Source organism: Marinobacter iranensis, from assembly GCF_029207565.1.
GTDB lineage: Bacteria > Pseudomonadota > Gammaproteobacteria > Pseudomonadales > Oleiphilaceae > Marinobacter > Marinobacter iranensis.
Map to the genome: position 1 here is coordinate 45,350 of NZ_JANCMW010000008.1, position 14,995 is coordinate 60,344.

Consider the following 14,995-nt stretch of genomic DNA (forward strand, 5'->3'; position numbering starts at 1 on the left):
GTTAACCCGGGGTGAGGATCAGCCGTTGATCCTCACCCAACTGACGGCGATCCAGCACTTTCCATTGCACCTTGTCCGCCATGGATTCCAGTGGCAGATTGGCCGTCGGCCGGCCAGTACTGCCGAGGAACACCGGTGCCTGGTAAAGCCAGAGCTCATCCACCAGGCGTTCGCTGATAAAGGTTCCGGCCAGTGTCGGGCCGGCTTCCACCAATAATTCGTTGATGCCCAGCTCACCCAGTGAATCAAGCAACTCGCGCACATCAACGCCGTTGTCCTTCCAGGCGACACCGGTCAGGCCCACGCCAAGCGCGGCAAGATCCTGCGCCGGTGCCGTTGCCAATGTCGGAGAGGCACAGAAAACCTGTACGTTCCCCCCCTGAAGGATCGTAGCACCTGGCGGTGTGCGTGCATCCCGGTCCGCGATCACCCGCAACGGCTGGCGAGACGGCTCGGTGGCATCACCGATATCACCCAGCTCACCCCGGCGCACGGTCAAAGACGGGTTGTCCGCCAGCACGGTTCCCACACCGGTCAGGATGGCATCGCTGATGGCCCTGAGCCGTTGAACGTCCCGGCGAGCCTCCACGCCGGTAATCCACTGGCTTTCACCCGACGCCATAGCGGTCCTGCCATCGAGGCTGGATGCCATTTTAAGCCGTACGTAGGGCCGGCCAATGTTCATCCGTTTCATAAAACCGGGATTCAGTCGCACCGCCTCTTCCGCCAGCAAACCCTCCGTTACGCGGACACCAGCCTCACGGAGCATATCCAGGCCACGACCGGAAACTGAAGGATTGGGATCCTTGGTGGCCGCAAAGACGTGGGCAACCCCTGCTTCAATCAGTGCCTTGGCGCAGGGAGGCGTGCGGCCGAAGTGGCTGCAGGGCTCCAGGGTGACATACGCAGTTGCACCGCGGGCCTCTGGTCCGGCCTGGCTCAGGGCCCGGATTTCAGCGTGGGCCTCACCGGCGCGCTCGTGCCAGCCTTCGCCCAGGATCTTGCTGCCACGGGCGATAACACATCCCACGCGTGGATTCGGATGGGTCGAATAGCGGCCACGCCACGCGAGCTGCACCGCCCTTGCCATGAAAGCTGTGTCCTGGGCGTCGATCATGCCTGTCCTTTGGAGGAATGGTTATCCGCCAGGACCTTGGCCACATCCACAGGGTCGTCGCCCGACGTCGCGGAAAGCCGCTCAATCTCTTCCTTGAACTCGTTGACGTCCTGAAAACTGCGGTACACCGAGGCAAAACGCACGTAGGCGACCTTGTCCAATTGGCGTAACTCGGTCATAACCTCTTCACCAAGTTGCATGGACTTTACTTCCCGCTCGCCGGTAGCCCGTAACCGGAACTTGATTCGGTTCAACGCAGCCTCAATTTCCTCAATGCTGACCGGGCGCTTTTCCAACGCCTTCATCAGACCGGCCCTGAGTTTTTCCTCGTCAAACGGCTGCCGAGTGCCATCCTGCTTGACGACACGAGGCATCACCAGCTCAGCGGACTCGAAGGTGGTAAAACGCTCGCGACAGGACAGACATTCCCTGCGGCGACGCACCTGATCACCCTCAGCCACCAGCCGGGAGTCGATTACCTTGGTATCCGCTTCACCACAGAAAGGACAATGCATAAGCTGAAGCTCCTGCAATCCGTCAGGCGTTGCGTTGCAGGGCGCCTGACAGTGCGTTCGGGCTAATTAGCCGGCGTAGACCGGGAAGCGTGAACACAGGCCTTCAACCTGCTCACGAACCCGGCCATTGACGGCTTCGTCTTCCAGACTATCCAGAATATCGCACATCCAGCCCGCCAGATCGCGACACTCGGACTCACCAAAGCCACGAGTTGTTACAGCCGGAGTACCAATGCGCAGGCCGGAGGTTACAAACGGCGAGCGTGGATCGTTGGGTACCGCGTTCTTGTTGACGGTGATATGCGCTCGGCCCAGGGCTGCGTCTGCGTCTTTACCGGTGATGTCCTGTTTGATCAGGCTGACCAGGAACAGGTGGTTTTCGGTACCGCCGGAAATCACATCAAAGCCACGGGATACGAAGACCTCGGCCATGGCCTTGGCGTTCTTGATGACCTGCTTCTGATAGGTTTTGAATTCATCGCTCATGGCTTCCTTGAAGCATATCGCCTTGGCGGCGATAACATGCATCAATGGACCACCCTGGCCGCCGGGGAATACCGCGGAGTTCAGTTTTTTCTGCAGATCGGCGTCATCACAAGCCAGAATCAGGCCACCACGGGGGCCGCGCAGGGTTTTGTGGGTAGTCGTCGCAACCACGTGGGCGTGAGGCATAGGGTCCGGATAGACACCGGCTGCCACCAGGCCTGCCACATGCGCCATGTCCACGAACAGATAAGCACCGACCTTGTCGGCAATCTCGCGAAAACGGGGGAAATCCAGCGCCTGGGAATAGGCCGAGAACCCGGCGATGATCATCTTTGGCTTGTGCTCAAGGGCGAGGCTTTCCACTTCGTCGTAATCAATCAGGCCGGTTTCCGGGTTGAGGCCATACTGCACGGCATTGTATATCTTGCCGGAGAAGTTGACGCTGGCCCCGTGGGTCAGGTGGCCACCGTGGGCCAGGCTCATGCCCAGGACGGTATCGCCCGGCTTGAGCAGCGCCATAAACACGGCGGCGTTGGCCTGGGAGCCTGAGTGGGGCTGGACATTGGCATAGGCAGCACCGAACAGTTCTTTGGCGCGACTGATAGCAAGGTCCTCGGCGATGTCGACGAATTCGCAGCCACCGTAATAACGCTTGCCGGGATAGCCCTCTGCGTACTTGTTGGTCAGTGCGCTGCCTTGGGCTTCCATCACCCGCGGGCTGGTGTAGTTCTCAGACGCGATCAGCTCGATATGAGCTTCCTGGCGCTTTTCTTCCGCCTGCATGGCGTTCCAGAGCTCGTCGTCAAAGCCGGCGATTTTCATATCACGATTAAACATGGATGCGCTGCCCCTGTGTGCTTAGCTGCCCGAAAAAATGGGTCGCTATTCTATCTTACAAATGGGTAAAAAATCATCCTTTATGCGGTCCGCAGATACCGACACGCCGCTACCTGCGCTTTTTGCTCAATTGCTATCCCTGATTGGTTTCGATACCTTACCGAATCAAAGTACGCAACCAGATCAAGGGCGTCGGGGCGGGCCTTCAGGGATCGTCAAAATCAGGGATGATTTTGTCGAGCGTACAGGGATGTATTCACAGCGTATCCCTGAAGGCCCCCCCCCCGATGCCCGCGCCACCGGCGCCAGAATTCACACCCTGTTTTCAAAGAGGTTTAGCCAACATGGCCCAATACGTATACACCATGAACCGCGTGGGCAAGGTGGTTCCGCCCAAGCGCGAAATACTTAAAGACATTTCCCTGAGTTTTTTCCCGGGTGCCAAAATCGGCGTACTGGGCCTCAACGGTGCCGGTAAGTCTACTTTGCTACGTATTATGGCGGGTATCGATCAGGATTACATTGGTGAAGCACGCCCCCAGCCGGGCATCAATGTGGGTTACCTGCCTCAGGAGCCTGAGCTGGATGATGCCAAGACCGTCAAGGAAATTGTCGATGAGTCGGTCTCCGGCATTCACGATGCCCTGGCGCAGCTAGACCAGGTCTATGCCGACTATGCCGAGCCAGATGCCGACTTCGATGCCCTGGCGAAGAAACAGGGTGAACTGGAGGCCTTTATCCAGGCCAGCGATGGTCACGATATCGAGCGAAAGATGGAAGTCGCTGCTGATGCACTGCGCCTGCCAGCCTGGGACGCCATGGTGAAAAATCTCTCCGGTGGCGAGCGTCGCCGTGTGGCACTTTGCCGGCTGCTGCTCTCAAGCCCGGACATGCTGCTGCTGGATGAGCCCACCAACCATCTGGATGCGGAGTCCGTGGCTTGGCTCGAGCGCTTCCTCCATGACTACAGCGGTACCGTGGTTGCCATTACCCACGACCGCTATTTCCTCGACAACGTTGCCGGCTGGATTCTGGAGCTTGACCGTGGGCAAGGTATTCCCTTCGAAGGAAACTACAGCCAGTGGCTGGAGAACAAGGAGAAGCGCCTGGAAGTTGAAGCCAAGCAAGAAGCGTCCCGCCAGAAGACCATCAAGCACGAATTGGAGTGGGTACGCAGCAATGCCAAGGGCCGCCAGTCCAAGAGCAAGGCTCGCCTGGCCCGCTTCGAGGAAATGAGCTCCCAGGAATTCCAGAAGCGCAACGAAACCAACGAGCTTTACATCCCGCCCGGCCCCCGCCTGGGCGACAAGGTGATCGAAGTGGACGGCATCAGCAAGTCCTTCGGCGACCACCTGTTATACGAGGATGTGTCGTTTAGTGTGCCTCCCGGCGCCATCGTGGGCATTATCGGCGGCAACGGCGCGGGCAAGTCCACCCTGTTCCGGATGATTGCCGGGCACGACAAGCCGGATTCCGGCGACATCACCGTGGGCGAAACCGTGAAGCTGGCCTATGTGGACCAGATGCGTGACCTGAACGGCGACAATACCGTATGGGAAGAGCTCAGCGACGGTAACGACATTATCAAGATCGGCAACTACGAGACGCCGTCACGAGCCTACGTGGGCCGTTTCAACTTCAAGGGTGCCGATCAGCAGAAGCGGGTGGCCGACCTGTCCGGCGGTGAGCGCAACCGCCTGCACCTGGCGAAATTGCTGAAGGAAGGCGGCAACGTATTGCTGCTGGACGAACCCACGAACGACCTGGACGTGGAAACCCTGCGCGCCCTGGAAGAAGCCCTGCTCAACTTCCCGGGTTCCGCGTTGGTAATCTCGCACGACCGTTGGTTCCTGGACCGGGTGGCCACCCACATCCTGGCGTTCGAGGACGACGGAGAAGTGGTGTACTTCGAGGGTAACTTCAGCGAATACGATGAGGACCACAAGAAGCGCAAAGGCGATTCTGCCATGGTGCCCCAGCGAATGAAGTACAAGAAACTGGCTTGACGTGTGTTGTCGGATTACGGCCCTGCGGGCCTAATCCGACCTACGCGAAATACATCATAATTCAACGCTAACCGTAGGTCGGATTAGGCGAAGCCGTAATCCGACAACCAATCCAGAAGGTCGCACCACCGCCATGGCAAAAGCCAAAACCGCCTATGTCTGCACCGAATGTGGTGCGGACTACTCCAAATGGCAGGGTCAATGCACCGCCTGCCAGGCCTGGAACACCATCAGCGAGGTTCGCGGCGTCAGTGGCGGCAATGCCAGAGGCGCCCGCGGAGCCCGCTTTGAGGGCTTTGCAGGTGCCCTGTCGGAAGTGAAGAGCCTGGATGACGTCAGTCTGGCGGAACAGCCTCGCATCAGCTCCGGCATGCAGGAATTCGACCGGGTATTGGGCGGAGGCCTTGTGGAGGGTTCTGCCATCCTTATGGGGGGCCACCCTGGCGCCGGCAAGAGTACCTTGCTGCTGCAGGCGGTCTGCCATCTGGCCTCCAGCGTTCCGGCGCTGTACGTCACCGGCGAGGAGTCCCTTCAGCAGGTCGCCATGCGGGCCAAACGTCTGGGACTACCTACCGCAGACCTGAAAATGCTGTCGGAAACCAGCGTTGAGCGGGTCATGCAGATCGCGGAGGCCGAGAAGCCCCGCATCCTGGTGGTGGACAGTATCCAGGTGATGCACGTTGCCGAGTCGGAATCCGCCCCCGGCAGCGTCTCACAGGTCCGCGAAAGTGCCGCCTATCTGACCCGCTTTGCCAAGCAGACCGGCACCATTCTGTTCCTGGTCGGCCACGTCACCAAGGACGGCAGCCTGGCCGGGCCGAAGGTGCTGGAGCACATGATCGACTGCTCCATCCTGCTGGAAGGCTCCAGCGACAGCCGTTACCGCACCCTGCGGGGCATCAAGAATCGTTTTGGCGCGGTGAACGAACTGGGCGTGTTTGCAATGCTGGAGCAGGGGCTGAAAGAGGTAAAGAACCCCAGCGCGATCTTCCTGAACCGGGGCGAGGAGGCCGCCCCTGGCAGTGTGGTGATGGTGGTCTGGGAGGGCACACGGCCGATGCTGGTGGAGATCCAGGCGTTGGTGGATATGGCCCAGGGAGGCTACCCGAGGCGCGTTGCGGTAGGCCTGGACCAGAACCGGCTGGCGATGCTTCTGGCGGTGTTGCACCGCCATGGGGGCATGCATGTGTCGGATCAGGATGTGTTTGTGAATGTGGTGGGCGGCGTGAAGGTCAATGAGACCAGTGCAGACCTGGCATTACTCGCAGCCATAGTGTCATCCTTCCGTGACCGCGCCCTGCCCCAGGATCTGGTGATCTTCGGTGAGGTCGGCCTGTCCGGCGAGATCCGCCCGGTGCCCAGTGGCCAGGAGCGCATCTATGAAGCCGCGAAACACGGCTTTACCCGTGCCTTGGTACCCAAATCCAACGCCCCCCGCAAGACTATTGAGGGGATGAAGGTTATCCCTGTGACCAAGCTTAGCGATGCACTTTCAGCATTGGAGGAACTCTAAAGCTTGAGCCCTAGCCTGCTTGTTTGGTGCTTGGTGGGATTGGAAGGGCCTTTCCAAAAAACGCTTCAAGCACATCCATGTGCGCTTGGGCTCCGCCATCCATGGCTCCGCACATTTTTGGAAAGGCCCTTCCAATCCCGCCCTCAAACTTCGCAGTTATTTCTTTAACCGTCGGATTAGGCGAAGCCGTAATCCGACAACCAGCCCGCCCGAACACCTCAATCAATCAAATGCGCAAACTCCCTTTCCAACAACGCCTGGTCCCCCAAATTCAACTCCACCAACCGCTTAAGGTGGGTGGCACTCTCCAGATCAATATACTGGCACTTGAACCCCAACCGCTCTTCTTCAATATGCCGTAACTCAACGGCCATCACGATCCCGGTCTCTTGATCATCCAGGTGGATAATCACCTCACAAGGCTGTTTCAGCGGAACGTTCCACCCTTCCGGCCGTTTCACCAGCACGCCCTTTAGCGAAATATCCAAAACCTCACTCACCCACACTTCATCCTGCCAGTGCAGTTCGCATTCGGCGTCGAAGGAGATTCTGTGGAAACGGCGTTTTTCGGGAGCTTTGGTTGGCAAGGGTTACTCCTGTTTACCGGTCTTGTCTGATATGACTATAGACCTCACAGGAGCTTCTATCTAGCGTTGGCACCCAACAGGGCGAACTTCGGAGCGTTAACGCGAAATTGCGACAAAGGGTGGTTGCCGGGCCGTTCCAAAACCGTGGAGCGCCAGGGATGGCGCGACCGAGCCCTACATGGACGTATTCACGGGCGCGTTTTGGAATGGCCCGGCAACCACCCGATACTCCCTATTATCAATCTTGTTTATGATACGAGGGACTAAGCTCAGTCACAGCGCGTATAAACGCACCAGCGTGCTCCGGATCAACGTCCGGGGTTATTCCATGCCCAAGGTTGAAGATGTGCCCTGGCCCGGAACCGTAGCGGGACAGGATATCCGCCACTTCCTGGCGAATCCGCTCCGGCGGCGCGTACAGCATGGCCGGGTCCATATTGCCCTGCAGGGCAACCTGATCACCAATGCGGGCACGGGCGTTGCCGATGTCCGTTGTCCAGTCCAGGCCCACGGCATCGGCACCGGACTCCGCAATCGACTCCAGCCACTGGCCGCCGTTCTTGGTGAACAGGATCACCGGCACGCGGCGGCCGTCATTCTCGCGAATCAGACCCGATACAATTTTCTTCATATAGTTGAGGGAGAACTCCTGATAAGCCCAACTACTCAGCACGCCACCCCAGGTATCAAAAATCTGCACCGCCTGGGCGCCGGCGCGGATCTGGCCGTTCAGGTAATCGATGACCGAATCCGCAAGATGATCCAGCAGCTGGTGCATCACCTCAGGCTGTCCGTACATCAGCTTCTTGGCTTCGCGGAAGTCTTTGGAAGAGCCACCCTCAATCATATAGGTGGCCAGGGTCCAGGGGCTGCCAGAGAAGCCGATGAGCGGAACGCTGCCATTGAGCGCGCTACGGATGGTGGACACAGCATTCATCACGTAGTCCAGGTCCACTTCCGCGTTGATCTTTGGCAGCGCGGCCACGTCGGCGGCAGATCGAATGGTATTGCGAAATTTCGGGCCTTCCCCGGTTTCGAAGTACAAACCCAGCCCCAGGGCATCGGGAATGGTGAGAATGTCTGAAAAAAGAATGGCGGCGTCCAGCGGGAAGCGCTCCAGTGGCTGCAGGGTAACCTCGCAGGCCAGCGGTGTGTTCTTGCAGAGGCTGAGAAAATCCCCGGCTTTGGCGCGGGTGGCACGGTATTCCGGCAGGTATCGGCCGGCCTGACGCATCATCCACACCGGTGTGCGATCCACGGGCTGACGCATCAGCGCGCGCAGGAAACGGTCATTTTTCAGCTCGGTCATAGCATTCCCAATCTGCTGTCTGTCTAAGTTTGGAGGGCAATGATACCCGGTTTGTGGCAATAAAAAAGGGCGACCCGCCATCAGCAAGCCGCCCTTATGATCCGGATCAACCCTGGTGACGGTCAGATGTCCAGGTAGTCCATGATACCTTCCGCCGCCTGGCGACCTTCCCAGATAGCCGTTACGACCAGATCCGAGCCACGGACCATGTCGCCGCCGGCGAAAATCTTGGGGTTGCTGGTCTGGAAGCCGAACTCCACTTCCTCCGGGGCACTGACACGGCCGGAATCGTCGGTGTTTACCTTCAGCTCGTCAAACCAGTCGGCCGGGCTTGGCCGGAAACCGAAAGCCACCAGCACGGCATCGGCGGGGATGACTTCCTCGCTTCCAGCAACCACTTCCGGGCGGCGACGACCGTTTTCATCGGGCTCGCCGAGGCGAGTCTGAACCACCTTCACACCCTCAACCCGGTCTTCGCCAATAATAGCGATCGGTTGACGGTTGAACATGAACTTAACGCCCTCTTCCTTGGCGTTGGACACTTCCCGGCGGGAACCCGGCATGTTCTGCTCGTCACGGCGATAGGCGCAGGTAACACTCGCGGCCTGCTGGCGAATCGAGGTGCGGTTACAGTCCATGGCGGTATCGCCACCACCGAGAACCACCACTCGTTTACCTTTCATGTCGATGAATTCGGCAGCATCTTTCTCAAACCCAAGGCGACGGTTCACGTTTGAGACCAGAAACGGCAGGGCATCGTGGACGCCAGGCAGGTCTTCGCCCGGGAAGCCGCCCTTCATGTAGGTGTAGGTGCCCATGCCCATAAAAACGGCATCGTACTCCTCAAGAATGTCTGCCATCACCACGTCCTTGCCCACTTCCGTGGACAGGCGGAATTCCACGCCCATTTCCTCGAATACCTTACGACGGCGAGTCATCACCGATTTCTCAAGCTTGAACTCGGGAATGCCGAAGGTCAGCAGGCCGCCAATTTCCGGATAGATATCGAACACCACCGGCTTCACACCGTTGCGCACCAGAACGTCGGCACAGCCCAATCCAGCAGGGCCAGCACCAATCACCGCGACCTTTTTGTCCGTCCATTTGACGGCAGACATATCCGGCTTCCAGCCCAGGGCAAAAGCGGTATCGGTGATGTATTTTTCCACAGACCCGATCGTCACCGCGCCGTAGCCGTCATTCAGGGTACAGGCCCCCTCACACAGACGATCCTGGGGACAGACCCGGCCACAGACTTCGGGCAGCGAGTTGGTCTGGTGACACAACTCCACCGCTCTCATGATGTTGCCTTCGGAAACCAGCTTCAGCCAGTTCGGGATGTAATTGTGTACCGGGCACTTCCACTCGCAATACGGATTACCGCACTCCAGGCAGCGATGTGACTGGGATGCAGCATTATCCTGGGTATACGGGTGATAGATTTCACCAAACTCTTTTTTGCGCTTCTTTGCCGGCACCTTTTTCGGGTCGACACGCCCTACTTCGACAAACTGGAAGTCGTTACTCAGTCGTTCTTTCATTATGAAGCTCTCATCAGACTCAATTTCGACGCGGGCGCTGCCTTAATGGCAACGCCCCGATCCTGTTTCAACCACCCTTACTCCGGGCGCGCCCGGGTGCTGGCCAGCAGGCTGCGAAGGTTCGCCGCCTTGGGTTTGACCAGCCAGAAGCGGCCGATATAGTCGTCGAAATTGTCAAGAATATGCTCTGCCCATTCGCTCGCGGTCTCGGAAATGTGCTCCCGGACAACACCGCGCAGGTGGTTCCGGTAGGACTCCATTTCTTCACTGGAGATCCGTTGAATTTCCACCAGTTCATGGTTGTACTTGTCCACGAAGGTATTGTTCAGGTCCAGCACATAGGCGAAACCACCGGTCATACCGGCGCCGAAGTTATGGCCGGTACTGCCAAGAACGGTTACCAGACCACCTGTCATGTATTCACAACAGTGGTCCCCGACGCCTTCCACAACCGCATGAGCACCAGAGTTACGCACGCCGAAACGCTCACCGGCTGTACCGGCAGCAAACAGTTTGCCCCCGGTTGCACCATACAGACAGGTGTTACCGATAATCGAGGTCTCCTGGGATTTAAAGGCACTGCCGGAGGGCGGCCGGATCACCAGCTTGCCGCCTGTCATGCCCTTACCCACGTAATCGTTGGCATCGCCTTCCAGAAGCAGATTGAGGCCGCCCACGTTCCAGACCCCGAAGCTTTGGCCGGCAGTGCCGGTCAGCTCCAGGGTGATGGGAGCAGACACCATGCCCTGGTTGCCGTGTAGCTGGGCAATCTCACCCGACAGGCGGGCACCGATGGAACGGTCGCAGTTGGTCACCCTGTAGGACCATGTACCACCGGCCTTGGCAACTATCGCATCTGAGATGTCTTTCACCATCTGCTCAGCCAGCTTGCCCTCATCGAACGGGTGGTTACGCTCCACCTGACAGGTGTTGGGTTTATCCGCCGGAATATGGTCGTTGGACAGCAGGCGCGTCAGGTCCAGCTTCTTCTGGCGCGGGGTGTCACCGGGCAGGCGCTCCAGCAGGTCAACACGGCCCACCAGTTCCTCCAGGTTCCGTACACCCAGCTTCGCCATCCATTCCCGGGTCTCGGTCGCCACAAAACGGAAGAAGTTCATGGCCATCTCGACCGTGCCCTTGAAATGCTCTTCCCGCAAATACTCATTCTGGGTGGCGACACCGGTCGCACAGTTGTTCAGGTGACAGATCCGCAGGTATTTACAACCCAGGGCCACCATCGGGGTGGTGCCGAAGCCAAAGCTCTCGGCGCCCAGGATCGCACCCTTGACCACATCCAGGCCGGTCTTGATGCCACCATCGGTTTGCAGACGGATCTTGCCCCGCAAGTCGTTGGCCCGCAACGCCTGCTGGGTTTCGCTCAAACCCAGCTCCCAAGGCGAGCCGGCGTAGCGGATGGAGGTCAGCGGGCTGGCTGCCGTACCACCGTCGTAACCGGAGACGGTAATCAGGTCGGCATAGGCCTTCGCCACACCGGCGGCAATGGTGCCAACACCAGGCTCCGATACCAGCTTCACTGAAACCAGGGCGTGAGGGTTAACCTGTTTGAGATCGAAAATCAACTGCGCCAGGTCTTCAATCGAGTAGATGTCGTGGTGCGGTGGCGGCGAAATCAGCGTTACACCGGGCACCGAATAGCGCAGGCGGGCGATCAGGTCATTGACCTTGCCACCGGGCAACTGGCCACCCTCCCCAGGCTTGGCGCCCTGGGCTACCTTGATTTGCATAACATCCGCGCTGCGCAGATATTCCGCCGTCACACCGAAGCGACCGGACGCCACCTGTTTGATCTTGGAGCGTTTCTCGGTGCCATAGCGGGCAGGGTCTTCCCCACCCTCACCGGAGTTGGAACGGCCGCCCAGGGTGTTCATGGCTACCGCCAGGGCTTCGTGGGCCTCCGGAGACAGTGCGCCCAGCGACATGGCTGCGGAATCAAAGCGTGGGAAGATATTTTCCACCGGCTCCACTTCCGACAAGTCAATGGCTTTGATGTCCTTCCGGAAGCCCAGCAGATCCCGTAGTGTGGAGACCGGCCGCTCATTCACCAACCCGGCGTATTCCATATACTGCCCGTAATCGCCGCTGGTAACGGCTTCCTGGAGCTTGCCAACCACATCCGGGTTGAACGCATGGTATTCCTGGCCGTGGACATACTTCAGCAGGCCACCCTGGGTAATGGGTTTGCGATGCTTCCAGGCAACAGCCGCCAGTTGTTCTTGATCCTGCTGGAAATCGAAGAATCCCGCACCCTGGATACGGCTGGGAACGCCCTTGAAACACAGGTCCACCAAATCATCCGCCAGACCGATCGCCTCGAACAGTTGGGCACCACGGTAGGAAGTGATGGTTGAAATGCCCATCTTGGAGAGAATTTTCAGCAGGCCCTTGTTGATGCCCTTGCGATAGTTATTCTTCGCATCGATCGGGTCCATCATCAGTTCGCCGGTGCGAATCAGGTCATTAAGCACCTGGTACGCCAGGTAGGGGTAGACCGCTGTGGCGCCAAAGCCGAACAGTACGGCGAAATGGTGCGGATCGCGGGCCCAGCCAGTCTCGACAAGGATATTGGAATCACACCGAAGGCCTTTCTTAACCAGGTGGTGGTGAACGGCACCGGTTGCCATCATGGCATTCACCGGCAACTCGCCCTCTTTCAGGTCTTTGTCGGTCAGGATCAGAATGACCTTGCCGCTACGAACCGCCTGCTCTGCGTCGTCGCATACTCTGCGGACCGCCTGCTCAAGCCCCATTTCGGGGCTATAGCTCATACTGATGCGAGCGACTTCAAACCCGGGCCGGTCGTTGTTGGCGATTTTCAGGTACTTGGCCGGCGACAGGACAGGTGTTGTCAGAATGATCCGATTGGCGTGCTCCGCTGTTTCCTCGAATACGTTACGTTCCGCACCAATGCAGGTCTCCAGGGACATTACGATGGATTCGCGGAGCGGGTCGATGGCCGGGTTGGTTACCTGCGCGAATTTCTGACGGAAGTAGTCCGCTACATGCCGGACGCGGCTCGACAGGACTGCCATGGGGGTATCGTCCCCCATGGAACCCACGGCTTCCTGACCATTTTCCGCCAGTGGACGCAATACCTGATCCCGCTCTTCATAGGACACCATGAACATTTTCTGGTGTATATGAAGTTCATCTGACTGCATCAGTTTGAAATCGGGGGTGTCCTGGTTCAGCGTGGTCTCGACCCGCAGGGAGTTCTCCCGCAGCCAGCGCTTGTAGGGCTGGGCCGACTTCAGGCGATTGTCCACGTCTTTTGTATGCAAGACTTCACCGGACTCGGTATCGATAGCCAGCATCTGCCCCGGACCAACACGGCCCTTGGCAACAACATCCTCCGGCTTGTACCCGTAAGTACCGATTTCCGACGCCAGGGTAATGAAATCGTCTTTGGTGATCACCCAGCGAGCCGGGCGCAGGCCGTTGCGGTCCAGCATACAGACGGCATAGCGGCCGTCGGAAAGAACCAGGCCAGCCGGACCGTCCCAGGGCTCCATGTGCATGGAGTTGTACTCGTAGAACGCCCGCAGCTCGGAGTCCATGGTGTCCACGTTCTGCCAGGCAGGCGGGACCATCATTCTTACGGCGCGGAACAGGTCAACGCCACCGGCCAGCAACACTTCCAGCATGTTGTCCATACTGGATGAGTCAGAACCGGTCAGGTTGACCAGCGGCTGCAAGGTTTGCAGGTCCGGCAGTTCCGGTGCGCTGAATTTGGCGGCACGGGCAATGGCCCAGTTACGGTTGCCATCGACGGTGTTGATCTCACCGTTGTGGGCGAGATAGCGGAACGGCTGGGCCAGCGGCCAGCGCGGCATGGTATTGGTGGAGAACCGCTGGTGAAACACGCAGATGGCGGTGTGCAGGTCCGGGTCACCCAGGTCCTTGTAGAAATTGGCCAGGTCTGCCGGCATCATCAGGCCCTTGTAGGCCAGGGTGCGGTGGGACAGGCTGCAAATGTAGAACTCGGAATCGTCGGCCATATCCCGCTCAGCGTGGCGACGGCCCACGAACAGCGCGATGGCGAATTCCTGCTCTGTTTTCTTGCCGGGAACCACAAATACCTGTTCAATCCAGGGCAGGCAGTCAAGCGCCATTGGACCGAGACAACTGTCGTCCGTGGGCACCTTGCGCCAACCCATAATTTCCAGGCCCTGATCCGTCAGGCGCTTTTCAACGGCCGCACGACCGGCAGCTGCCTTGTTCTCGACCGGGCTAAGGAAAACCTGGCCGACCGCGAACAACCCTTCCGGCTCCTTGCCGAACTCTGCTTTCGCAGCCTTGCGCAAAAAGACGTCAGGGCTCTGGATCAGGAGGCCACAACCATCGCCGGTCTTTCCGTCTGCAGCGATACCACCACGGTGGGTCATGCAGGTCAGCGACTCGATGGCAGTTTGCAACAACTTGTGGCTGGCCTCGCCCTTCATATGGGCGATCAGGCCGAAGCCGCAGTTGTCCCTGAATTCATCGGGATGATACAAACCTGTCATCATAAGCGTTCTCTCGCGTAGAAATGCTTTTCAATCAAAGAGTTATTGACAAACAGACAATAAATTCACCCTTTGACACTGAAAATGGGGGCTGGCTATTTTACACGCGTAGAAATACGTACTCAAACCAAAGAGGTTTTATTTTAGGGAGCAGGCACCTCCATTGCGAGTGTTGCCGTTCACAACACACACCACGGAAGAGGGGCACAGGTTATTGTTTTTACGAAGTTAAAACTAAAACCGGAGTGCGTCCGGACGATCAGAAATCACGTAATTGCCTGACCCAGGGAGACTGGTCCTGCAGGGCCTGCGGAAGACGCTCAACCGCCTTCCGCGCAGCCTCCAGGGAAGAAAATTCACCGTAGAAGCCAATAAACCAGTCCTGACCCTGCCTTTGGGTATGGGTATAAAGTATACCGGAAATGGAGTCGTACTGGTCCATCAGGCCCAGCACCGTCTGCTCCCGATTGCCGGCAATCAGTTGCACCGTCCAGCCTTCGCGGGCCCTCGCGCTCTCGATATCCATGAAAACCGATGGACGGGAGGGTATAAAACCTGGCT

The 14,995-nt window shown here is 58.5% G+C and carries 10 protein-coding genes; 2 read left to right on the forward strand and 8 right to left on the reverse strand.

Features of this window, described 5'->3' with window-relative positions; translation table 11 throughout:
* Position 1: 1 nt before the first annotated feature.
* From ribD to glyA, 3 genes are all read right to left on the reverse strand, one after another.
* On the reverse strand, positions 2 to 1,117 hold the full coding sequence (ribD, locus tag NLU14_RS13290) for a bifunctional diaminohydroxyphosphoribosylaminopyrimidine deaminase/5-amino-6-(5-phosphoribosylamino)uracil reductase RibD (protein WP_275707310.1): 1,116 nt from the start codon (positions 1,115 to 1,117) through the stop codon (positions 2 to 4).
* Positions 1,114 to 1,632, reverse strand: a complete 519-nt coding sequence (nrdR, locus tag NLU14_RS13295; protein ID WP_275707312.1) for a transcriptional regulator NrdR — start codon at positions 1,630 to 1,632, stop codon at positions 1,114 to 1,116. The genes ribD and nrdR overlap by 4 nt, the downstream gene beginning before the upstream one ends.
* A 66-nt stretch (positions 1,633 to 1,698) precedes the next feature.
* Positions 1,699 to 2,955, reverse strand: coding sequence for a serine hydroxymethyltransferase (gene glyA / locus NLU14_RS13300; RefSeq protein WP_275707314.1), 1,257 nt, complete (start codon positions 2,953 to 2,955; stop codon positions 1,699 to 1,701).
* A gap of 344 nt (positions 2,956 to 3,299) precedes the next feature.
* On the opposite strand from glyA, the gene ettA reads away from it, so the two are divergent.
* Both ettA and radA read left to right on the forward strand, forming a co-directional pair.
* On the forward strand, positions 3,300 to 4,961 hold the full coding sequence (ettA, locus tag NLU14_RS13305) for an energy-dependent translational throttle protein EttA (RefSeq protein WP_275707316.1): 1,662 nt from the start codon (positions 3,300 to 3,302) through the stop codon (positions 4,959 to 4,961).
* Positions 4,962 to 5,094: 133 nt separating this feature from the next.
* A complete protein-coding gene (gene radA, locus NLU14_RS13310; protein ID WP_275707318.1) occupies positions 5,095 to 6,474 on the forward strand; it encodes a DNA repair protein RadA in 1,380 nt (459 codons plus the stop codon).
* Between the two features lie 218 nt (positions 6,475 to 6,692).
* Here radA and NLU14_RS13315 read toward each other — a convergent pair whose 3' ends face one another.
* From NLU14_RS13315 to NLU14_RS13335, 5 genes are all read right to left on the reverse strand, one after another.
* Positions 6,693 to 7,061, reverse strand: a complete 369-nt coding sequence (locus tag NLU14_RS13315) for a PilZ domain-containing protein (protein ID WP_275707320.1) — start codon at positions 7,059 to 7,061, stop codon at positions 6,693 to 6,695.
* 238 nt (positions 7,062 to 7,299) lie between these two features.
* Complete coding sequence (gene hemE, locus NLU14_RS13320) at positions 7,300 to 8,370, reverse strand: uroporphyrinogen decarboxylase (protein ID WP_275707322.1); 1,071 nt, start codon at positions 8,368 to 8,370, stop codon at positions 7,300 to 7,302.
* 122 nt (positions 8,371 to 8,492) lie between these two features.
* The gene (locus NLU14_RS13325; protein ID WP_275707324.1) at positions 8,493 to 9,911 is read right to left on the reverse strand and encodes an FAD-dependent oxidoreductase; all 1,419 of its coding nucleotides are present in this window, start codon (positions 9,909 to 9,911) and stop codon (positions 8,493 to 8,495) included.
* 77 nt (positions 9,912 to 9,988) lie between these two features.
* Positions 9,989 to 14,437, reverse strand: coding sequence for a glutamate synthase large subunit (gene gltB / locus NLU14_RS13330; RefSeq protein WP_275707326.1), 4,449 nt, complete (start codon positions 14,435 to 14,437; stop codon positions 9,989 to 9,991).
* 256 nt (positions 14,438 to 14,693) lie between these two features.
* The coding region (locus NLU14_RS13335) for an SPOR domain-containing protein (protein ID WP_275707328.1) at positions 14,694 to 14,995 on the reverse strand (302 nt) is incomplete at its 5' end.

What these genes read in the sequence shown, in the direction of transcription:
- NLU14_RS13325 (WP_275707324.1), bottom strand. Translation starts at nt 9,911, where the DNA reads ATGAAAGAACGACTGAGTAACGACTTCCAGTTTGTCGAAGTAGGGCGT.
- ribD (WP_275707310.1), bottom strand. Translation starts at nt 1,117, where the DNA reads ATGATCGACGCCCAGGACACAGCTTTCATGGCAAGGGCGGTGCAGCTC.
- gltB (WP_275707326.1), bottom strand. Translation starts at nt 14,437, where the DNA reads ATGATGACAGGTTTGTATCATCCCGATGAATTCAGGGACAACTGCGGC.
- hemE (WP_275707322.1), bottom strand. Translation starts at nt 8,370, where the DNA reads ATGACCGAGCTGAAAAATGACCGTTTCCTGCGCGCGCTGATGCGTCAG.
- glyA (WP_275707314.1), bottom strand. Translation starts at nt 2,955, where the DNA reads ATGTTTAATCGTGATATGAAAATCGCCGGCTTTGACGACGAGCTCTGG.
- ettA (WP_275707316.1), top strand. Translation starts at nt 3,300, where the DNA reads ATGGCCCAATACGTATACACCATGAACCGCGTGGGCAAGGTGGTTCCG.
- radA (WP_275707318.1), top strand. Translation starts at nt 5,095, where the DNA reads ATGGCAAAAGCCAAAACCGCCTATGTCTGCACCGAATGTGGTGCGGAC.
- nrdR (WP_275707312.1), bottom strand. Translation starts at nt 1,632, where the DNA reads ATGCATTGTCCTTTCTGTGGTGAAGCGGATACCAAGGTAATCGACTCC.